This is a genomic window from Pseudomonas putida (genome assembly GCF_003228315.1).
GTDB classification, from domain to species: domain Bacteria; phylum Pseudomonadota; class Gammaproteobacteria; order Pseudomonadales; family Pseudomonadaceae; genus Aquipseudomonas; species Aquipseudomonas putida_S.
In genome coordinates, this window is record NZ_CP029693.1 from 373,814 (window position 1) to 394,506 (window position 20,693).

At 61.3% G+C, this 20,693-nt stretch carries 18 protein-coding genes; 10 read left to right on the top strand and 8 right to left on the bottom strand.

Annotation, left to right across the window (positions count from 1 at the left end):
• Nucleotides 1-13: 13 nt before the first annotated feature.
• From pqqC to DKY63_RS01785, 5 genes are all read left to right on the top strand, one after another.
• Nucleotides 14-766: a pyrroloquinoline-quinone synthase PqqC gene (gene pqqC / locus DKY63_RS01765; RefSeq protein WP_110962517.1), complete on the top strand. Its 753-nt coding sequence runs from the start codon at nt 14-16 to the stop codon at nt 764-766.
• Complete coding sequence (pqqD, locus tag DKY63_RS01770) at nt 763-1,035, top strand: pyrroloquinoline quinone biosynthesis peptide chaperone PqqD (RefSeq protein WP_110962518.1); 273 nt, start codon at nt 763-765, stop codon at nt 1,033-1,035. The genes pqqC and pqqD overlap by 4 nt, the downstream gene beginning before the upstream one ends.
• Nucleotides 1,013-2,155: a pyrroloquinoline quinone biosynthesis protein PqqE gene (pqqE, locus tag DKY63_RS01775; protein WP_110962519.1), complete on the top strand. Its 1,143-nt coding sequence runs from the start codon at nt 1,013-1,015 to the stop codon at nt 2,153-2,155. Before pqqD ends, pqqE begins: the two co-directional genes overlap by 23 nt.
• A gap of 216 nt (nt 2,156-2,371) precedes the next feature.
• Nucleotides 2,372-3,535, top strand: coding sequence for an alcohol dehydrogenase-like regulatory protein ErcA (gene ercA, locus DKY63_RS01780; RefSeq protein ID WP_110962520.1), 1,164 nt, complete (start codon nt 2,372-2,374; stop codon nt 3,533-3,535).
• Entirely contained in the window at nt 3,519-5,258 is a 1,740-nt protein-coding gene (locus DKY63_RS01785; protein ID WP_110962521.1) for a PAS domain-containing hybrid sensor histidine kinase/response regulator, read from the top strand. The genes ercA and DKY63_RS01785 overlap by 17 nt, the downstream gene beginning before the upstream one ends.
• On the opposite strand, the gene DKY63_RS01790 is transcribed toward DKY63_RS01785, so the two are convergent.
• The 3 genes from DKY63_RS01790 to copC form a co-directional block, all read right to left on the bottom strand.
• A complete protein-coding gene (locus DKY63_RS01790) occupies nt 5,234-6,118 on the bottom strand; it encodes an aldose 1-epimerase (protein WP_110962522.1) in 885 nt (294 codons plus the stop codon). The genes DKY63_RS01785 and DKY63_RS01790 overlap by 25 nt on opposite strands.
• A 140-nt stretch (nt 6,119-6,258) precedes the next feature.
• Nucleotides 6,259-7,116, bottom strand: a complete 858-nt coding sequence (copD, locus tag DKY63_RS01795) for a copper homeostasis membrane protein CopD (RefSeq protein ID WP_110962523.1) — start codon at nt 7,114-7,116, stop codon at nt 6,259-6,261.
• Between the two features lie 3 nt (nt 7,117-7,119).
• Nucleotides 7,120-7,482: a copper homeostasis periplasmic binding protein CopC gene (copC, locus tag DKY63_RS01800; RefSeq protein WP_110962524.1), complete on the bottom strand. Its 363-nt coding sequence runs from the start codon at nt 7,480-7,482 to the stop codon at nt 7,120-7,122.
• 139 nt (nt 7,483-7,621) lie between these two features.
• Here copC and DKY63_RS01805 point away from each other — a divergent pair, with 139 nt between their 5' ends.
• Nucleotides 7,622-8,242, top strand: a complete 621-nt coding sequence (locus DKY63_RS01805; RefSeq protein WP_110962525.1) for a TetR/AcrR family transcriptional regulator — start codon at nt 7,622-7,624, stop codon at nt 8,240-8,242.
• Between the two features lie 139 nt (nt 8,243-8,381).
• On the opposite strand, the gene preA is transcribed toward DKY63_RS01805, so the two are convergent.
• The 3 genes from preA to hydA form a co-directional block, all read right to left on the bottom strand.
• On the bottom strand, nt 8,382-9,656 hold the full coding sequence (gene preA, locus DKY63_RS01810) for an NAD-dependent dihydropyrimidine dehydrogenase subunit PreA (protein WP_110962526.1): 1,275 nt from the start codon (nt 9,654-9,656) through the stop codon (nt 8,382-8,384).
• Entirely contained in the window at nt 9,657-11,024 is a 1,368-nt protein-coding gene (locus tag DKY63_RS01815) for an NAD(P)-dependent oxidoreductase (protein WP_110962527.1), read from the bottom strand.
• A gap of 154 nt (nt 11,025-11,178) precedes the next feature.
• Nucleotides 11,179-12,618, bottom strand: a complete 1,440-nt coding sequence (gene hydA, locus DKY63_RS01820; RefSeq protein WP_110962528.1) for a dihydropyrimidinase — start codon at nt 12,616-12,618, stop codon at nt 11,179-11,181.
• A 542-nt stretch (nt 12,619-13,160) separates the two neighbouring features.
• Between hydA and DKY63_RS01825 the strand changes: the two genes are divergently transcribed.
• The 4 genes from DKY63_RS01825 (at nt 13,161) to DKY63_RS01840 (ending at nt 18,174) form a co-directional block, all read left to right on the top strand.
• On the top strand, nt 13,161-14,645 hold the full coding sequence (locus tag DKY63_RS01825) for an NCS1 family nucleobase:cation symporter-1 (RefSeq protein WP_110962529.1): 1,485 nt from the start codon (nt 13,161-13,163) through the stop codon (nt 14,643-14,645).
• 140 nt (nt 14,646-14,785) lie between these two features.
• Complete coding sequence (locus DKY63_RS01830) at nt 14,786-16,069, top strand: Zn-dependent hydrolase (RefSeq protein ID WP_110962530.1); 1,284 nt, start codon at nt 14,786-14,788, stop codon at nt 16,067-16,069.
• A 181-nt stretch (nt 16,070-16,250) separates the two neighbouring features.
• A complete protein-coding gene (locus DKY63_RS01835) occupies nt 16,251-17,741 on the top strand; it encodes a helix-turn-helix transcriptional regulator (RefSeq protein ID WP_110962531.1) in 1,491 nt (496 codons plus the stop codon).
• Nucleotides 17,742-17,922: 181 nt separating this feature from the next.
• Nucleotides 17,923-18,174, top strand: coding sequence for a DUF1652 domain-containing protein (locus DKY63_RS01840; protein ID WP_110967817.1), 252 nt, complete (start codon nt 17,923-17,925; stop codon nt 18,172-18,174).
• A gap of 439 nt (nt 18,175-18,613) precedes the next feature.
• On the opposite strand, the gene DKY63_RS01845 is transcribed toward DKY63_RS01840, so the two are convergent.
• Complete coding sequence (locus tag DKY63_RS01845; protein ID WP_110962532.1) at nt 18,614-19,381, bottom strand: SDR family oxidoreductase; 768 nt, start codon at nt 19,379-19,381, stop codon at nt 18,614-18,616.
• A gap of 158 nt (nt 19,382-19,539) precedes the next feature.
• Nucleotides 19,540-20,607, bottom strand: coding sequence for a phosphotransferase family protein (locus DKY63_RS01850; protein WP_110962533.1), 1,068 nt, complete (start codon nt 20,605-20,607; stop codon nt 19,540-19,542).
• Between the last annotated feature and the right edge of the window lie 86 nt (nt 20,608-20,693).

Sequence of the window (20,693 nt, forward strand, 5' to 3'; positions counted from 1 at the left end):
CCGGAGAAAGACAATGACCCAGGCTCCAATGAACCCCACCGAATTCGAAGCCGCCCTGCGCGCCAAGGGCGCCTACTACCACATCCATCACCCGTACCACGTGGCGATGTACCAGGGCCGCGCCACCCGCGAACAGATCCAGGGCTGGGTCGCCAATCGCTTCTATTACCAAGTAAACATCCCGCTCAAGGACGCCGCGATCCTCGCCAACTGCCCCGACCGTGAGATCCGTCGCGAGTGGATTCAGCGCCTGCTGGACCACGACGGCGCCCCCGGCAGCGAAGGCGGCATCGAAGCCTGGCTGCGCCTGGGCGAAGCGGTGGGGTTGGATCGCGAGCAAATCCTTTCTCAGGAACTGGTGTTGCCCGGCGTGCGCTTCGCCGTGGACGCCTACGTCAACTTCGCCCGCCGCGCCAGTTGGCAGGAAGCCGCCAGCAGTTCGCTGACCGAGTTGTTCGCGCCGCAGATCCATCAGTCGCGCCTGGACAGCTGGCCACAGCACTACCCGTGGATCGACCCGGCTGGCTACGAATATTTCCGCACGCGCCTGGGCCAGGCCCGGCGCGATGTCGAGCATGGTTTACGCATCACCCTGGCCCATTACGTCACCCATGAGGCTCAACAACGCATGCTTGAGATCCTGCAATTCAAGCTCGACGTGCTGTGGAGCATGCTCGATGCGATGAGCATGGCCTATGAGATGGAGCGCCCGCCTTATCACACCGTCACCCGCGACAACGTCTGGCATCGGGGGATTGCCCTGTGAGCCTGATCAAGCGCGAACAGTCACCGTCGTTGCGCCGGGGTTTTCGCCTGCAATGGGAACCGCGCCAGGCCTGCCATGTGCTGCTGTACCCCGAAGGCATGATCAAGCTCAACGGCAGCGCCGGGCAGATTCTGACTCTGCTCAATGGTGAGCGCAGCGTCGCCGCGATCATCGATCGGCTGACGGCGGATTTTCCGGGTGTACCGGGAATCGACGAGGATGTGCTGGCGTTTCTGGAGGTGGCCCATGCGCAGTTCTGGATCGAATGATGCACTGCCGGGGCCGCCGTTGTGGTTGCTGGCGGAGCTGACTTACCGCTGCCCACTGCAATGTCCGTATTGCTCCAACCCGCTGGACTTCGCCCGGCACGGCGAGGAGTTGAGCACCGAAGAATGGATTCGCGTCTTTCACGAAGCGCGGGAGATGGGCGCCGCGCAACTGGGGTTTTCCGGCGGCGAGCCGCTGGTGCGCCAGGACCTGGCGCTGCTGATCAAGGCCGCGCGGGACATGGGTTACTACACCAACCTGATCACCTCGGGCATCGGCCTGACCGAACAGAAAGTGCACGATTTCAAGGTGGCCGGGCTCGACCATATCCAGATCAGTTTCCAGGCTGCCGATGAGGCGGTGAACAACATGCTGGCGGGTTCGCGCAAGGCGTTCGCGCAGAAACTGGCCATGGCCCGGGCGGTGAAAGCCCAGGGCTATCCGATGGTGCTGAACTTCGTGACCCACCGGCACAACATCGACCGGATCGACCGGATCATTGACCTGTGCCTGGAGCTGGAAGCGGATTTCGTCGAGTTGGCCACCTGCCAATTCTATGGCTGGGCCGAACTCAACCGTGTTGGCCTGCTGCCGACCCGCGAGCAATTGCAGCGCGCCGAGCGCATCACCAACGAATATCGCCAGCGCCTCGAGGCCCGGGGCCATCCGTGCAAACTGATCTTCGTCACCCCGGACTACTACGAGGAACGTCCCAAGACTTGCATGAACGGCTGGGCCAACCTGTTTCTCGACATCACCCCCGACGGCACCGCGTTGCCTTGCCACAGCGCCCGGCAGCTGCCGGTGCAGTTTCCCAATGTGCGTGAGCACAGTATCGAGCACATCTGGAACGATTCGTTTGGCTTCAACCGTTTTCGTGGCGATGCGTGGATGAAGGAGCCGTGTCGCTCCTGTGATGAGAAGCACAAGGACCTGGGTGGCTGCCGCTGCCAGGCGTTCATGCTGACGGGCGATGCCGAGAATGCCGACCCGGTGTGCAGCAAGTCGCCGCACCATGGCGTGATTCTCAAGGCCCGGGAGGAAGCCGAGGCGCCGGGGCAGGGCATGGAGCACCTGACGTTGCGCAATGCGAAGGCTTCACAGTTGATCTATCGCGGATAGACCAAACACCGCGAATCCCGTGTAGGAGCGAGCCTGCTCGCGATGGTGTGTCAGTCGACACGTGTTTTGCTGATACACCATCGCGAGCAGGCTCGCTCCTACAGGGGGGCTGCGGCGAATTCGCAATCCCGGCAGATGACCTTGGTCTGATTGCATTCGCAGCCGGATGCTTTAGTGTGGACGTTACCTTTCAAAACAATAAAAAACAGGCTTCCAATGAGCCAGAGTCTCAGTCAGCTGCGTAAGTTCGTCTCGCCTGAAATCATCTTCGGTGCCGGTTGCCGGCACAACGTTGGTAACTACGCCAAGACCTTTGGCGCGCGCAAGGTGCTGGTGGTCAGTGATCCGGGGGTGATTGCCGCCGGGTGGGTCGCCGACGTCGAGGCCAGCCTGCAAGCCTTGGGCATCGAATACTGCCTGTACAGCGCCGTGTCGCCCAATCCACGTATCGAAGAGGTCATGCTCGGTGCCGAGATGTACCGGGAAAACCACTGCGATGTGATTGTCGCGGTCGGCGGCGGCAGCCCCATGGATTGCGGCAAGGGCATCGGCATTGTCGTCGCCCACGGGCGCAACATCCTCGAATTCGAAGGGGTGGACACCATTCGCGTGCCCAGTCCGCCGTTGATCCTGATCCCGACCACCGCCGGCACCTCCGCCGATGTCTCGCAGTTCGTGATCATTTCCAACCAGCAGGAACGCATGAAGTTCTCCATCGTCAGCAAGGCGGTGGTGCCGGACGTGTCGCTGATCGACCCGGAAACCACCCTGAGCATGGACCCGTTCCTCTCGGCCTGTACCGGCATCGATGCGTTGGTGCACGCCATTGAAGCCTTCGTCTCCACCGGTCACGGGCCGCTGACCGATCCCCATGCACTGGAAGCGATGCGCCTGATCAATGGCAACCTGGTGCAGATGATCGCCAACCCCACGGACATCGCCCTGCGGGAAAAAATCATGCTCGGCAGCATGCAGGCCGGGCTGGCGTTTTCCAACGCGATCCTCGGCGCGGTGCATGCCATGTCCCACAGCCTGGGCGGCTTTCTCGACCTGCCCCACGGCCTGTGCAACGCGGTGCTGGTGGAACACGTGGTGGCCTTCAACTACAGCTCGGCGCCGGAGCGTTTCAAGGTCATTGCCGAGACCTTCGGCATCGATTGCCGGGGGCTGAACCAGCGGCAGATCTGCGGGCGTCTGGTGGAGCACCTGATCGCGTTGAAACACGCCATCGGCTTCCACGAAACCCTGGGCTTGCATGGGGTCAGCACCTCGGACATTCCGTTCCTGTCGCAACATGCCATGGATGACCCGTGCATCCTGACCAACCCGCGCGAGTCCAGTCAGCGTGATGTCGAGGTCGTTTATGGCGAAGCCCTCTGACGAGCAGCAACGCGCGGCACTGACCGGGCTGCTGGGGCTGGGCAGCCACTCGGCGCGCAAGAGTCATTACCCGGAACTGGCGGCGCGCCTGGATGAGCTGGAGGCGGAGCGCAACCGCTACAAATGGTTGTTCGAAAACGCGGTGCACGGGATTTTCCAGGCCAGCCTGCAAGAGGGCATGCGCGCAGCCAACCCGGCGCTGGCGCGCATGCTCGGCTATCAGGACCCGCAGGACGTGCTGTTTTCCCTGAATGACCTGGCCAGCAAGCTGTTCTGCGGTGGCCCGCAGGAGCTGCAAGCCATCGGTGAAATCCTCCAGCAGCAACGCAGCCTGCACGGTTACGAAACCCGCCTGCGGCGCAAGGACGGCAGCCCTATCGATGTGTTGATGAACCTGTTGCTCAAGCCCGGCCAGGAAGGGCTGGTGGAAGGTTTTGTCGCCGATATCACCGAGCGCGTGCAGGCTCAGCAACGCCTGCAACAACTCAATGACGAACTGGAGCAGCGAGTGATCGCGCGCACCAACGAATTGCTGGAAGCCAACCGCAACCTGCAGCAGCAGATCACCCAGCGTAAACAGATCGCCCAGGCCCTGCGCGATGCCCGTGATGCCGCCGAGGCCGCCAACCGCAGCAAGGACAAATACCTGGCGGCGGCCAGTCATGACCTGCTGCAACCGCTGAATGCGGCCAGGCTGCTGATCTCGACCCTGCGCGAACGCCGGCTGCCGGACGTCGAGCAAGTGCTGGTCGAGCGTACGCACCAGGCCCTGGAAGGCGCGGAAGACTTGCTGACCGATCTGCTGGACATTTCCCGGCTCGATCAGTCGGCGGTCAAGCCGGACATCGCCTCCTACCGCCTGGATGAACTGCTCGGGCCGCTGGTCTCGGAGTTCCAGTCGGTTGCCCAGGCGGCAGGCTTGAACCTGCGGGTGCACATGGGCGATCACGCCATCAGCACCGACTTGCGCCTGATGACCCGCATCCTGCGCAACTTCCTCAGCAACGCCTGCCGCTACACCGACGCAGGCAGCATCCTGCTCGGCGCCCGGCGCCGGGGTGAGTCTCTGCGACTGGAAGTGTGGGACACCGGGCGCGGTATCCCGGCGGATCGGCTCGACTCGATCTTCCTCGAGTTCAACCAGCTGGATGTCGGCCGCGCCGCGGACCGCAAAGGCGTGGGCCTGGGGCTGGCGATTGTCGAACGCATCGCCAGGATCCTCGGCTATCCCGTTGGCGTGCAGTCACGGCCCGGACGCGGATCGATGTTCAGCATCGAGGTGCCGCTGGCCCATGACATCCCCTTGCCGATCGGCCAGGCCGCCCCTCAGCCGAGCACCGGAGACCCGTTGCCGGGCCGGCGTTTGCTGGTGCTGGACAATGAAGTGAGCATCCTGCAGAGCATGGGCGCGTTGCTCGGGCAGTGGGGCTGCGAGGTGGTCACGGCCACCGATGAAGGTTCGGCGCTGGCGGCCTTGGCGGGAAATCCGCCGGAGCTGATTCTGGCCGACTATCACCTTGATCACGGCGTGGTGGGTTGTGATGTGGTGCGTCACCTGCGCGAGCATTTCCACCAGCGTATTCCCGCGGTGATCATCACGGCGGACCGTACCGATCAGTGCCGGCGTTCGTTGCAGCGGCTCGATGCGCCACTGCTGAACAAGCCGGTGAAGCCCGGCAAGTTGCGTGCAGTGCTGAGTCAGCTGTTGGGCGCACCGGCCTGAAACACCCGGTATTGCAAGGCGAAGCCCAGTTCAACGGATTGACCTTGCTCCAGTAGACGCAAGCCCGGCCGACCGGGCAAGTGATGGGCGTTGACCGGGTGGCTGACCGGTTCGAGGCAGAAAAAATCCAGGCCGGGCGGGCAGTAGAGCAGGTAGTAGTCACTGCCGCTGGCCTGGCATTGCAGTTCATGGCCCAGGTCCGGTTGCTGGATCAGGCAGTGGCCGTTCCATTGGCAGAAGCCGTTGTCGACCAGTGAATCGGGCAGCGCGGCCGATTGCTGGAAATTCCATTGCGCTGGCAGGCTGTCGAGCGCTGTCGGCAGTTTCGATTCATCACACAACCAGACCTGCTCGGCCTGCGCCTTGAGCCGAGTACTCGCCGTGCGTGGAAAGTAGGGATGCAAACCCAATCCGTGCCACGCAGCGCGCTCGGCCAGGTGGGTCACCTGCAGTTCGATGCTCAGGCGGCCGGCGCTCAGGTGGAAACGCTGACGGGCGCGGTAGGCGAAGGGTGTGGTGCTGTGCAGTTGCAGGATCACTTCTTTCGAGGATTGGCTGAGCACTTGCCAGGGTTGCTGCCAGGCGCTGCCGTGAATCGGTAGCGGGTCGGTGAGGCTGTTGGGTGTCAGTGCCAGCCAGCCATCGGGGCAATCGAAGCCGCCTTCGGCAATGCGGTTCGACCAGGGTGCCAGGGGGAAGCAGGCGAGCATGCCGGGCAGGCCGGTGTTCAAGGCATGCGAATCGGTATGGCGTAACAAGGGCTGGCCGCTGTCACGAACGGTCCAGTTGACGATGCTGCCGCCGAGTTCGGGCGCGAGGGTGAGGTGGGTGAGGTCGTCTTCGAGCTCGAGCAGGGTCATGGGATTTCGTCTTGTGGTGAGGGGGGAAAAGATCGCAGCCTGCGGCAGCTCCTACAGGGGTACGCATTCCAATGTAGGAGCTGCCGCAGGCTGCGATCTTTTAATGCAATGCACACCAAAATCAAGGGCGAGCAGGCTGATCAACCGGGCATCATCGGCGGCAGGGTGCCCAGCAACGAAACCGCCGCCACCGCGCCCATCCCCAGCAACCACTCCAGCAGCACACTGCGGCGCAATGCCGGCACATGCTGCTGACAATCGTTGATCCGCAGACGATTGAACAGCGCCAGCCCGAGCATCGCGCCCACCAGCGAGACCTTGATCAACAGGATCAGGGCAAAGCCGGTCAGCAGGGGCGTCGGCCAGAAGGCACCGGTGAGGGCCCGCACATTGATCAGGCCGGTGACCAGCAGACCGGCCACCAGGCCATAACCGACACCACTGAATCGCCGCAACAGCCTCTCAATGGAATGCCCGTCCGGTCGGCGCAGGATCATGAACAGCAGCATCAAGCCGCCGAGCCACGCGCTGACGCAGGTCAGGTGCAACAGTTGATTGAAGATCAGCAATCGGCCCGCGACGCCATCGAACATGGCGCCATGACCGACCGGGGCCAGGGTTGCCAGCAGCAGGCTGCCGAGGATCAGTTGCAGGGCTCGGCTGGCTCGCAACGGTGACAGCAGTAACACAAGCAGCAGGGCGTTGATCAAGAGGTGCCAGCGCCACACCTGGCCAAAAAAGGTGCGGCCCAGCACCAGATTCAACGTTGACGGTTCGAGTGCCGCGCTCCAGGCACCGGCCATGCTGGCGGTGACCAGCAGCAGCCAGCCGACACCGCTGGCCAGTGCCATTGCCACCAGCCAGCGGCCGATGCGCGCCAACGATTGATCCAGCGTAATATCGCGTCCCAACAGCAGCGGTTTGAAGACCCACGCCCCGAACAGCATCAGCACCATGGTGAAATGCAGGAAGCGGCACAGCACCATCGCGTCGGTCATGTATTACTGGCCCACCTTGAAGGCGTAGGCACCTTCGCTTTTGTGGGTATCGACCGACACCACATGCCATTCGACCTTGTACGAGCCTGCGGTCAACGGCACCGCCGGCGTGACGATCAGGGTCTTTTTATCGCCGCCTTGAGTGGCGAGGCTTTTTACCAGGATCTCGGTACCGTCCTTGCTGATCGTCACTTTGGAAAAGTCGGCTTCGACCCCCTCGGAAAAAATCAGGCTCAGCTCCGCCGGCGGGCTGACTGTGCTGTCGGCGGCGGGTGTCTGGCTCTTCAAATGCGCGTGGGCCCACACCGAGGAAGCGGCGAGCAACGAGCCGAGCAGGGCGGCGGTGGTCAGGGTTTTCTTGAGCATGTCAGTTCCCTCTGTAGCAGGTTGGATGTGAACGCAAGTCTAGTCGTGAAGAGCCGGTTGCAGGAAGTTTGCCTTTGCCCTGTCGCCGCGCGGTAGAGCGGATGCTAGTCTTGTTTAACGCTGTTGTCAGGGAGCCCACATGGGCAATCACAAGATCGGGATTCGTCGCAGTAACGTCGAGAAAATTCTGCTGGGGGCCGAGAAGGTCTTCGCCGAAAAAGGCTTCGGCAGCACGGCCATGGCCGACATCGCCGCTGAGGTGCAACTGCCTCGTTCCAACCTGCATTACTACTTCAGCACCAAGACCGAGTTGTACAGCGCCGTGCTGTTCGACCTTTTGGAAGTGTGGAAGCAGGACGCGCTGTGCTTCGAGATGTTCGATGACCCGCGGGTGGTGCTCAGCAGCTACATCCGCGCCAAGATGAATCACTCCCGCAGTCGCCCCTATGGCTCGAAAGTCTGGGCCAATGAAATCATCCACGGCGCACCGACCCTGGGCTCGGCGCTGGACGCCAGTCTCTACGATTGGGCCAAGATGAAGGAAGCGAAAATCCGCCAGTGGGTGGACGACAAACGCATCCTGCCGGTGGAGCCATCAAGCCTGCTGTACATGATCTGGGCCTCGACCCAGCACTACGCGGACTTCGATCATCAAGTGAACATTCTCAATGATCACCAGCCGCTGTCGGATATGCAGTTCGAGCGGGCGGTGCAGACGGTGACGAGTGTGATTTTGCGGGGGATTGGGTTGGAGCCGTAGGCTTCGTCGCCGGTCAGATCGCCATCGCGGGCAAGCCATGCTCCTACAGGTCTAGCGTCGTTCACAAAATTGTGAATTGACTTCAATCCTGTAGGAGCAAGGCTTGCCCGCGATGGCGTCCGCTCAGGCGCCGGTGAACTCAAACGGCAACGTGATACGGATTCCTCGGATCATGGTTCCAGTCCAGGAATGGCTTGCCTGTCTCCACCGGCACCATCTCGATGCAATCCTGTACCGGGCAGGTGATCTGGCACAGGTTGCAGCCCACGCATTCCTCATCGATCACTTCATAGCGGTGGGTGCCGTCGGCCTGTTTCAGGCTGGCCACCGCCTGGTGCGAGGTGTCTTCACAGGCGATGTGGCAGCGGCCGCAGCCGATGCAGGCGTCCTGGTCGATTTTCGCGATCACCTGATAGTTGATGTCCAGGTACTTCCAGTCCGTGGTGTTGGCCACGGCGCGCCCGGAAAACTCTGCAATGCTGGCGTAGCCCTGACTGTCCATCCAGCGCGACAGGCCGTCTTTCATTTCCTCGACGATGCGGAAACCATGGAGCATCGCGGCCGTGCACACCTGCACCGAGCCGCTGCCCAAGGCCATGAACTCTGCTGCATCGCGCCAGTTGCCGATGCCGCCGATGCCGCTGATAGGTAACCCGGCAGTCTGCGGATCGCGGGCGATTTCGGCGACCATGTTCAAGGCAATCGGCTTGACCGCCGAGCCGCAATAACCGCCGTGGGTGCTTTTGCTGCCGACCACCGGGTTGGCCACCATGCGCTCCAGGTCGACGCTGGTGATCGAGTTGATGGTGTTGATCAGCGACACGGCATCGGCGCCACCGCGATGGGCCGCACGGGCGGCGACGCGGATGTCGGTGATGTTCGGTGTGAGCTTGACGATCACCGGCAACGAGCAATACGTCTTGCACCAGCGGGTGACCTGTTCGACGTACTCTGGCACCTGGCCGACCGCCGCGCCCATACCGCGTTCCGGCATGCCGTGGGGGCAACCGAAATTCAGTTCTATGCCATCGGCACCGGTGGCCTCCACCAGCGGCAGGATGTGTTTCCAGGATTCTTCGACGCAGGGCACCATCAGCGACACGATCAGCGCGCGGTCCGGCCAGTCCTTTTTCACCTGGGTGATTTCCCGCAGGTTGATTTCCAGCGAGCGGTCGGTGATCAGTTCGATGTTGTTGAAGCCCAGCACTTCCCGGTTGGCCCCGTAGTGCGCCGAATAGCGCGACGAGACGTTGACCGCCGCCGGATCTTCTCCCAGGGTTTTCCAGACCACGCCACCCCAACCCGCCTCGAAGGCACGGACCACGTTGTAGGCCTTGTCGGTCGGCGGCGCGGAGGCCAGCCAGAACGGATTGGGGCTTTTGATGCCAGCGAAGACAATCGACAGATCGGCCATTTACGCAGCCTCCACGTTAAGCATCAGTTGAGCATGAATGGCCTCGGCGGCCCGTTTGCCGTGCTGCACCGCCTGCACGGTGAGGTCCTGGTCGAGGCTGGTGCAGTCGCCGCCGGCATACACACCGGGGATGCTGGTGCGCAGGTGTTCGTCCACTTGAATGCGATCGCCCTGGCGCTTCAATTCCCGGGCCAGTGGATCGGTGAGGGTGCTTGAGTCGAAGGATTGGCCGATGGCCTTGAAGATCGCGTCGGCGGCCAGCTCGAAGGTTTCGCCGGTGGTTTGCAGGCGGCCTTCGACCAGATGGGTGCGGGCGAAACGCATGCCACGCACGTTGCCCTGATCGTCGAGCAGCACTTCGTCCGGTTGCGCCCAGGTCAACAGGCGCACCTGATTGGCCTTGGCGATCTCCTGTTCGTGGTGGGTGGCGCCCATGTCATCGGCACCACGGCGGTACACCAGGTTGACGTCACGGGCACCGAGGCGGGCCATTTGCACGGCCATGTCGATGGCGGTATTGCCAGCACCGAGGACGATGCAGTGGTCGGCCAGCGGCAGTTGGCTCAGGTCATCGGCCTGGCGCAGTTCGCGGATGTAGTCGGTAGCGGCGAGCAGGCCGGGGGCGTCTTCATGAGGCAGGCCGAGTTGTTTGCTGGCATTGAGTCCAAGGCCGAGGAACACCGCATCGAATTGTTGATGCAGTTCGCTCAGGCTCAGGTTGTCGCCGAGCTTTTGCCCGTGGCGGATTTCAATGCCGCCGATCTCCAGCAGGAAATCCAGTTCCTTCTGCGCGTAATCGTCCACCAGTTTGTATTTGGCGATTCCGTATTCGTTGAGGCCGCCGGCCTTTTCCCGTGCTTCGAAAATCACCACGTCATGGCCGTGCATGGCGCTGCGATGGGCGCAGGACAGCCCGGCGGGACCCGCGCCGACCACGGCAATGCGCTTGCCGGTGGCGGCGGCGCGAGGGAAGGGGTGTTGGCTGAAATGTGCGTTGTCCACGGCGTAGCGCTGCAGCAGGCCGATCAGCACCGGCGCGCATTCATGGGCGCTGTTGCGCACACAGGCCTGCTGGCAAAGGATCTCCGTGGGGCAAACCCGCGCGCAACTGCCGCCGAGGATATTGGCCGAGAGGATCTTCTGCGCGGCGCCTTGTACGTTGTCCTGATGGATGTTGCGGATGAACGAGGGAATGTCGATTTCGCTGGGGCACGCGTTGACGCAGGGGGCGTCGTAGCAATACAGGCAGCGCGAGGCTTCCAGGTGAGCCTGCCGGTCATTGAGCGGGGGTGCCAGGTCGGTGAAATGGCTGGCGAGGGCCGCTGCATTTTCGTAAGGGTGCGGAAGATGGGTCAGGGACTTGATCACGGTTTTTAGCCTCACGGTGATGGAGGTTATGCCTCTGTCGGGCACTGGATTTTTGTTGTCTGGGCGGGCCTCTTCGCGAGCAGGCTCGCTCCCACAGGGGTACGCATTCCAACTGTGGGAGCGAGCCTGCTCGCGATGGCCGAAGGCCTCGATTTCAGCGTTTCACAGCCGTTGGCTTGTGCAGCTCAGCCCGCTTGCTCAGCAAATCGAACACCGCCGGATACGCCGGCCGTTCGATGTACCGCCCGGCACCCCGTTCGGCGCGCAGGTCGCCGTCGGCCCAGACCACCCGGCCCTGGCTGATGGTGTGGCTGGGCACGCCGCGTACGGTCTTGCCTTCGAAGATGTTGAAATCGACCTGCTGGTGGTGGGTCTTGGCCGAAATCGTTCGTGTGCCTTGCGGGTCCCACAGCACCAGATCGGCATCGGCGCCCACGCGGATCGCGCCTTTGCGTGGGTAAAGGTTGAAGATCTTCGCGGTGTTGGTCGACGTCAGGGCGACAAAGTGCTGCATCGACAGACGCCCGGTATTGACCCCTTCGTCCCAGAGCACGGCCATGCGGTCCTCGATGCCGGCGGTGCCATTGGGAATCTTGCTGAAGTCGTCCTTGCCGGCGGCTTTCTGCTCGGCGCAGAAGCAGCAGTGATCGGTGGCGGTGGTGTGCAGGTTGCCCGCTTGCAGACCATGCCACAGGGCTTGCTGATGACCGAGGGGGCGGAACGGCGGGCTCATCACGTAGCCGGCGGCGGTTTGCCAGTCCGGGTGTTGATAGACGCTCTCGTCCAGCAGCAAATGCCCGGCCAGCACTTCGCCGTAGACCGGTTGGCCCTTGGCCCGGGCGTAGGTGATTTCGTCCAGGGCTTCCTTGGTCGACACGTGCACCAGGTACAGCGGCGTGCCGAGGGTTTCGGCAATGCGGATCGCCCGGCTGGCGGCTTCACCTTCCACTTGGGAAGGGCGCGACAGTGGATGCGCTTCCGGCCCGGTCATGCCCTGGGCCATCAGCTTGCGTTGCAGGTGATAGACCAGCTCGCCGTTTTCCGCATGCACCGTGGGCACCGCGCCCAGTTCCAGGCAACGTTCGAAGCTGGCCACCAGGGTGTCATCGGCGGCCATGATCGCGTTTTTGTAGGCCATGAAATGCTTGAAGCTGTTGACCCCGTGATGGTTCACCAGCTCGGCCATTTCCTCGCGAACCTGCTCGCTCCACCAGGTGATGGCGACATGGAAGCCGTAGTCGGAAGCTGATTTCTCGGCCCAACCGCGCCATTGATGGAAGGCCTCCATCAAGGATTGCTGGGGGTTGGGAATCACGAAGTCGATGATCGAGGTGGTACCACCGGCCAGGCCCGCCGCCGTGCCGCTGTAAAAGTCCTCGCTGGCCACGGTGCCCATGAAGGGCAGTTGCATATGGGTGTGGGGGTCGATGCCGCCGGGCATCAGGTATTGGCCGCTGCCGTCGAGAACTTCGGCGCCTGCGGGTATATCGAGGTTGTCGCCGATGGCCTTGATCACGCCGTCTGCGCAATACACATCGGCGCGATAACTTTCATCATGGGTAATTACGGTGGCGCCACGAATCAACAGAGACATTCCGGATTCCTCGCAGGCATGACCGACTGATGCCGGTTCTAGATGTTTTATATAAAGCCATCGTTGACCGTTTATTCCTGTCAACGCTGTCAGGAATAAACGCTAGCTGCAGTTCATCGAATCAGCAAGATTATTTTTTATATGCTTATACGTGTTTTAACTATTTGAATATTAAGGATTAAAAATACAAATAAACAAAATGGTGCAGCGTTTCACCATTTTGACGCACTTGACAGGATCGAAATATGGTCGAGATTTCCTATGTGAAATCAGCTGTTTGAGGCGGCTGATTGGTTGATGCGCAGTATTGAGAGAAAGATTCACGCACCAGATTGAGTCTCGAAATTCTGGATGACGGGCGTTGCATTCGGCCTGAGTGACAACACAGTCAAATCCGCGGCTCAACAATAAAACTGATAAACATCAGTTGCTTACAAAGTGTTTATGGAACTGCCCGATGCGCAGTCGTAAAGCGCGGCACAGTTATTGATGTCGCCAGCTTTCGATGAGCAAAAAATAATTCAAAGAACAGTGGAGCGGCCATGCAACAGAACAGATCGCAAGTGATCGAGCGTAACGGCTTGTTTGAGCTGGAAGCCGGCAGCGATGTCCTCGACAGTCCCCGTTTTAACCACGACATGGCACCGACCAAGGTGCGTGAACGAACCTGGAACAAATGGCACATCACCGCCCTGTGGGTCGGCATGTCGATCTGCGTGCCGACCTACACCCTGGGCGGCGTGCTGACAGCCTATTTCGGCCTGACCGTTGGTGAGGCGCTGCTGGCGATCCTGTTCGCCAACATCATCGTGTTGATCCCCCTGACCCTGAACGCCTTTCCCGGCACCAAGTACGGCATTCCGTTCCCGGTGCTGTTGCGCTCGTCATTCGGCATCCTCGGCTCGAACATTCCGTGCCTGATCCGCGCCCTGGTGGCGTGCGGCTGGTTCGGTATCCAGACGATGTTCGGTGGCCTGGCCATCCACCTGTTCCTGGGCTCGGTGTTCGAAGGCTGGAAATCCCTGGGCGGCACCGGTGAAGTGATTGGATTCATGATGTTCTGGGCCTTGAACCTGTGGGTGGTGATTCGCGGCGCCGAGTCGATCAAATGGCTGGAGACCCTTTCTGCGCCGTTGCTGGTGGCGGTGGGTGTGGGCCTTCTTGTTTGGGCGATGCCTAACGTTTCGATGACCGAGTTGCTGGCGATTCCGGCCAAGCGTCCGGAAGGGGCCAGCGTGGTCAGTTACTTTGCCGCCGGACTCACCGCCATGGTCGGGTTCTGGGCCACGCTGTCGCTGAACATCCCGGACTTCAGCCGCTATGCCGAAAGCCAGAAAGCGCAGATCGTCGGGCAGATCATGGGCCTGCCGCTGACCATGTTCCTGTTCGCCGCGCTGGGCGTGGTGATGACCGCCGCCTCGGTGAAACTGGTGGGGGTGACGGTGTCCGATCCGGTGACGCTGATCGGCCATATCCAGAGCCCGGTCTGGGTCGCGGTGGCCATGGCGCTGATCATTATTGCCACGCTGTCGACCAACACGGCGGCGAACATCGTATCGCCCACCAACGACTTCCAGAACATCGCGCCGAAGGTGATCAACCGCACCAAGGCGGTGATGCTCACCGGCTTCGTCGGCCTGGCGCTGATGGCTCATGAACTGCTGAAGAAACTCGGCCTGATCGTTTCCGACATCAGCCTGGAGACGGTGTATTCCAACTGGCTGCTGGGCTATTCCAGCCTGTTGGGGCCGATCGCCGGGATCATGGTGGTGGACTATTTCCTGATCAAGAAACAGCAACTGGACCTGGCCGGCCTGTATCGCGATGACGTGTACCCGGCGTGGAACTGGAACGGGTTTCTCGCGTTTGGCGTGCCGGTGGTATTGACGCTGTTGTCGCTGGGCAGCGATGCGTTCAGCTGGTTCTACAGCTATGGCTGGTTTACCGGCTCGGCGCTGGGTGGGTTGATTTATTACGGTTTGTGCGCGATGCGGGCGCAGCCGTCTGCCGTGAAATCGGCGGTGTAGCGGATGGCCTCTTCGCGAGCAGGCTCGCTCCTACAGGGGAATGCATTTCAACTGTAGGAGCGAGCCTGCTCGCGATAGCGGTCTCAAATACACCGAGAATTTGCCTGAAGAAACTATAAGAACAGCCTGAGGAGATCCCCATGAACGCAGCCGTCGACGTTCTGCAGTCCACCCATCAGCACATCAACCGCGATCGCCTGTGGCAGTCGCTCATGGAGCTGGCCAGGCTCGGTGCCACGGTCAAGGGCGGTGTCTGTCGCCTGGCCCTGACCGACCTCGATCGCCAGGCTCGCGACATCTTCGTGAAGTGGTGTGAAGAGGCCGGCTGCACCGTCAGCATCGACGCCGTGGGCAATATTTTTGCCCGTCGCCCGGGGCGCAATCCGGACCTGCCGCCGGTGATGACCGGCAGCCACATAGACACCCAGCCCACCGGCGGCAAGTTCGATGGCTGCTTCGGCGTGCTGGCCGGCGTCGAAGTGCTGCGCACCCTCAATGACTTGAACATCGAAACCGAAGCGCCGCTGGAAGTGGTGGTGTGGACCAACGAAGAAGGTTCGCGTTTCGCCCCGTGCATGATGGGCTCCGGCGTGTTCGCGGAAAAATTCACCCTCGAAGAAACCCTGGCCAAGGTCGACGCCGACGGCGTGACGGTGGGCGAGGCGTTGAACGCCATCGGCTATGCCGGGCCGCGCGCGGTCAGCGGGCACGCGGTGGGTGCCTATTTCGAGGCGCATATCGAACAGGGGCCGATTCTCGAAGACGAGCGCAAAACCATCGGCGTAGTGATGGGCGCGTTGGGGCAGAAATGGTTCGACCTGAAACTGCGTGGCGTCGAAGCCCACGCCGGTCCGACCCCGATGCACCTGCGCAAGGATGCACTGGTGGGTGCTGCGGTGATCGTCGGTGCGGTCAATCGTGCAGCCCACGGCCATCAACCCCACGCGTGCGGCACCGTCGGTTGCCTGCAAGCCTATCCAGGTTCACGCAACGTCATCCCCGGGGAAGTGCGCATGACCCTGGACTTCCGCCATCTGGAACCGGCGCGCCTGGACTCGATGATCGCCGAAGTCCGCGAAGTGATCGAAACCACCTGCAAGGAACACGGCCTGACCTTTGAACTGACCCCAACCGCCGACTTTCCGCCACTGTATTTCGACAAGGGTTGCGTCGAAGCGGTGCGTGGCGCGGCGCAAGGCCTGGGCCTGTCGCACATGGACATCGTTAGCGGCGCTGGCCACGACGCGATCTTCCTCGCCGAGCTCGGCCCGGCCGGGATGATCTTCGTCCCGTGCGAAGGCGGCATCAGCCACAACGAAATCGAAAACGCCGCGCCGGATGACCTGGCGGCCGGGTGTGCGGTGTTGCTGCGGGCGATGCTGGCGGCGTCGGCGGCCGTGGCTAAAGGCGAACTGGCCGCTTAAGTACAGTCCTGCCATTTGTAGGAGCGAGCCTGCTCGCGATGGAGGACCAGACACCCCGCGTCGTCTGGCACACCATCGCGAGCAGGCTCGCTCCTACAAAAGGGCGGCGGCGTTTTTGTCGCACGATTACAGGGCCCCGCGGTCGACATCTTCACAACACCGTCGCACCCGGGGAGAACCAATGAGCCAGGACGTCCTGAGCACCGAAACCAGTCGCCGTCAGTTGCAGCAGATCATCACCGGCCTGTCCGACGGGGTGATTCTGCTGGAACTCGACCAGACGATCGTCTGGGCCAACAACGCCGCGCTGGCCATGCATGGTGTGCAGCGGATCGGGGAGCTGGGGGGCAATGCCAGGGAATACGCACAGCGTTTCGCCCTGCGTTATCGCAACAATCACCCGGTGCCGGTGGCGAATTATCCGATCAGTCGTGTCGCGCGCGGCGAGACCTTCAGCGATGTGCTGGTCGAGCTGACCCCGGCCCATGACGAAGAGCGCACTTGGGTTCATCGTGTGCGCAGCCTGGTGGTCACCGACAGCCATGGCGAGCCGGAGTCCCTGGTACTGATCATGGACGATGTCACCGACTGGGCCAGCGCCGAGCAGCGCTTCGAGAAGACTTTCGCCGCCAACCCGGCGCCGGCGGTGATCTGTCGTCTCAGCGATTTGCGCTACATCAAGGTCAATCCGGGTTTTCTGGAGATGACCGGTTATGCCCGGGATCAAGTGATCGGCACCTCCACCTATGAGCTGGATGTACTGGAGCACGCACAAAACAAGGACCTGGCCAAGCAACGCCTGCTTGAAGGCCTGACCATTCCGCAGATGCAGGCCGAGCTGCGCTTGGCCGATGGAGACAGCAAACAGGTGATCGTCGCCGGCCAGCCCCTGGAGCTCAACGACGAAGCCTGCATGCTGTTTTCTTTCGTGGACATGGAGCCCAGGCACAAGGCGGAAATGGCCCTGCGCCAGAGTGAGGAGCGCTTTGCCAAGGCGTTTCGGTTGTCACCGGTGCCGATCCTGGTGTGTGGCGCTGGTGATCAGGTGGTGCTGGATGTCAATGAAGCCTTCCTCGATACCCTTGGCTATGGCAGTGAAGAATTGGTCGGCGAAAGCATTACGCACATCGATTTCATCGAAGACAAAAACGCCGGCGTGCGCCTGTTCGCGGCGCTGGAGAAAGCCGGGCGACTGGACCGCATCGATGTGCGGGTGCGTAAAAAAGATGCCGGGCTGATTGATTGCGCCGTGTCGGCGGACACGGTGAACATTCAGGATCTTCCCTGCTATCTGCTGGTACTGATGGACATCACCGAGCGCAAGCGCACCGAACTGGAGCTGGTGTCGGCGATTGAAGAGGTAATGAAGGACGCTTCCTGGTTCAGCCGCACGCTGATCGAGAAGCTTGCCAATGTGAAAAACGTCAATTCACCGCAACTGCCCAGCGTGTCTCTCACTGATCTGACCGCCCGCGAGCGCGATGTGCTGGGGCTGATCTGCGAAGGCCTGGCGGACAAGGAAATCGCCGCGCGCTTGAAGCTGGCGCCGAACACGGTGCGCAATCATGTGGCGACGGTGTACTCCAAGCTTGATGTTCACAGCCGCAGCGAGGCGATTGTCTGGGCGCGGGAGCGGGGGTTATTTTCCGGTGCGAGGAAGCCGAGGGGATAACGGTAAGGTGCAAATGCACTAGTTTTCGCGGTGCAATTACATGTGTTGACCTGGTGCAACGGCTCCTAGGATGAATCACTGTAAAAGGCATTTTCCACTGCCTGCGTATTTCCTGCGAACCGCCGAAGGAACACTTGATGAATCTGCAGCCTGCAAAATGGCGCCGCCTGGGTGGGTGCCAATGATGACCCTGGCTCAGCTGCGCATGCTGATCGAACACAGTTTTTCGCCACTGGCCTGTGATTGCAGCATCTCGGGCGATCATTACCTGACGGTCAAGCTTTATCACCCTGTATCCGGGCAGGTGGATCTGGTGGTCAGTGGTTTGAATATGACGACGCTGCAGTCAGCCGAAGCGGTGGCCGCGCTGATTGAAGAACTGCGCTACGAACTGGAGACCAGCAGCCTGAATCGCCCTGATCCGGTGATGTAGTTTTTGTCGGTTTTGAATATCGATTGGGCCTGAAGACCCATAAAAACAGCTTTTCTGTCGGCTACCCGTGAACTTTTTGGCAGTGTTTTGTTGTCACAAACTTGTCGATCACTTTTCGCGGGTCATCCTATGAACAGTCTCGGGAAGCGCGTTTTTGCACCTCTGGCCCTCTGCACTGCGGTTCTTGCCGGGTGCGCCAGTCCGCCACCTCCACCGCCCGCTGCGCCACCGCCACCTCCTGAGCGCACCTGCCAGGCCATGGATAAAACCGATGTCATCGGTGATGTACGAGGTGAAGATGGCCAGGTCACACGGCTGACGACCACAACCCGGTGCGTCACTCAATAACCGTGCTTTTGTGGGAGCAAGGCTTGCCCGCGATGGGGTCCTCAAGATCGCTATCGCGGGCAAGCCTTGCTCCTGCAAAAGCACCTGTAAATCAGGACAGGAAACCGCCATCCACATTCAGCGAAACGCCGGTGGTGTAGCTGGAGGCATCGCTGGCCAGGTACAGCACCGCGCCGGCCATCTCACTCGGGTCTGCCACGCGCTTGAGCGGGATTTGCGCCAGCGCGGTGTTGAGGATGGCTTCGTTCTTCACCAGGGCCGAGGCGAACTTGGTGTCGGTCAGGCCCGGGAGGAGGGCGTTGCAGCGAATGCCGAACTGCGCGCATTCCTTGGCGAAGACCTTCGTCATGTTGATCACGGCCGCCTTGGTCACCGAATAGATGCCCTGGAACACGCCCGGCGAGATGCCGTTGATCGACGCCACGTTGATGATGCTGCCGCCGCCGTTCTCGCGCATCAGCTTGCCGGCTTCCACCGACATGAAGAAATAACCGCGAATGTTGACGTCGACGGTCTTCTGGAACGCGCCCAGATCGGTGTCCAGCACATTGCAGAACTGCGGGTTGGTCGCCGCGTTGTTGACCAGGATATCCAGGCGACCGAACTGCTCCTTGATGCCGGCGAAGACCTGGCTGATCTGTTCCATTTCCCCGATATGGCACGCGATGGCCGTGGCCTTGCCACCGGCGGCGATGATCGCGTCGGCTACGTGCTGGCAACCTTCGAGCTTGCGGCTCGAGACGATCACATGGGCGCCTTGCTGGGCCAGCAGTTTGGCGATGGCCTCACCGATGCCGCGGCTGGCGCCGGAGACGAAAGCGATCTTGCCGTCGAGGTCGAACAACTGAGTCTTGGACATGGGATTTTCCTTATTGGAGATCTGGCTCAGAGGCCGATTCTGTTCACTGTAGGAGCGAGCCTGCTCGCGATGGACTCAGGAGCGCCGCAGGGTGTCAGGTGCCCAGCGTTATCGTTCACGACCATCGCGAGCGGGCTCGCTCCTACAGAGGATTGGGGTCAGAGGCTGGATTTGTGGATGACCTGCAGGCTCATTTGTTCCAGCAGTTTGTTCATGTGAATGAACTGCGCGAAGCGTTTGTCCTGGGTCTGGCCATGGTAGAAGCGGTAGTAGATCTGCTGCACGATGCCGGCCAGGCGAAACAGGCCGTAGGTGTAGTAGAAGTCGAAGTTGTCGATCTGGATGCCGGAGCGTTCGGCGTAGTAATCGACGAATTCGCGGCGGGTCAGCATGCCGGGTGCATGGCTTGGCTGGCGACGCATCAGTTGCACGGGTGCCGGGTCGCCGGCTTCGATCCAGTAGGCGAGGGTGTTGCCCAGGTCCATCAACGGATCGCCAAGGGTGGTCAGCTCCCAGTCGAGCACGCCGATGATCTGCATCGGGTTGTGCGGATCGAGGATCACGTTATCGAAGCGATAGTCGTTGTGCACGATGCTGGAGGTCGGGTGATCGGCCGGCATCTTGTCGTTAAGCCAGGCCTTGACCGCTTCCCAATGGGGCGCGTCCGGGGTCAGGGCTTTTTCGTAGCGCTCGCTCCAGCCCTTGATCTGCCGTGCCACGTACCCCTCGGGCTTGCCCAAGTCGCCCAGGCCGTAGGCGTTGTAATCGACCCGGTGCAGTTCGACGAACTTGTCGATGAAGCTTTTGCACAGCGCTTCGGTTTTCGCTGCATCGAGCCCCAGTTCCGGCGGCAGTTCCGAGCGCAGGATGATGCCCTTGACCCGTTCCATCACGTAGAACTCGGCGCCGATCACCGATTCGTCGGTGCAGTGCACGTAGGCTTTGGGGCAATACGGAAAACCGTCGCGCAATTGATTGAGGATGCGGAATTCGCGGCCCATGTCATGGGCGGACTTGGCCTTGTGGCCGAAGGGTGGTCGGCGCAGGACGAACTCCTGTTCCGGGTATTCGAGCAAATAGGTGAGGTTCGACGCGCCGCCGGGAAACTGGCTGATCTGCGGCAAGCCGGTGAGGCCGGGAATGTGCGCCTTGAGGTACGGATCGATCAGGCTGGCATCGAGTTCTTCGCCGGAGCGGATACGGGTGGACTGGTCAGTAAGCGCCATGCTTATCCCTTCTGCTTATTCTGGAGGCCTGCAACTATTGGCTAATCTAATGCGCGCTCCCGGCAGCCACAACCACGAACCGCCCT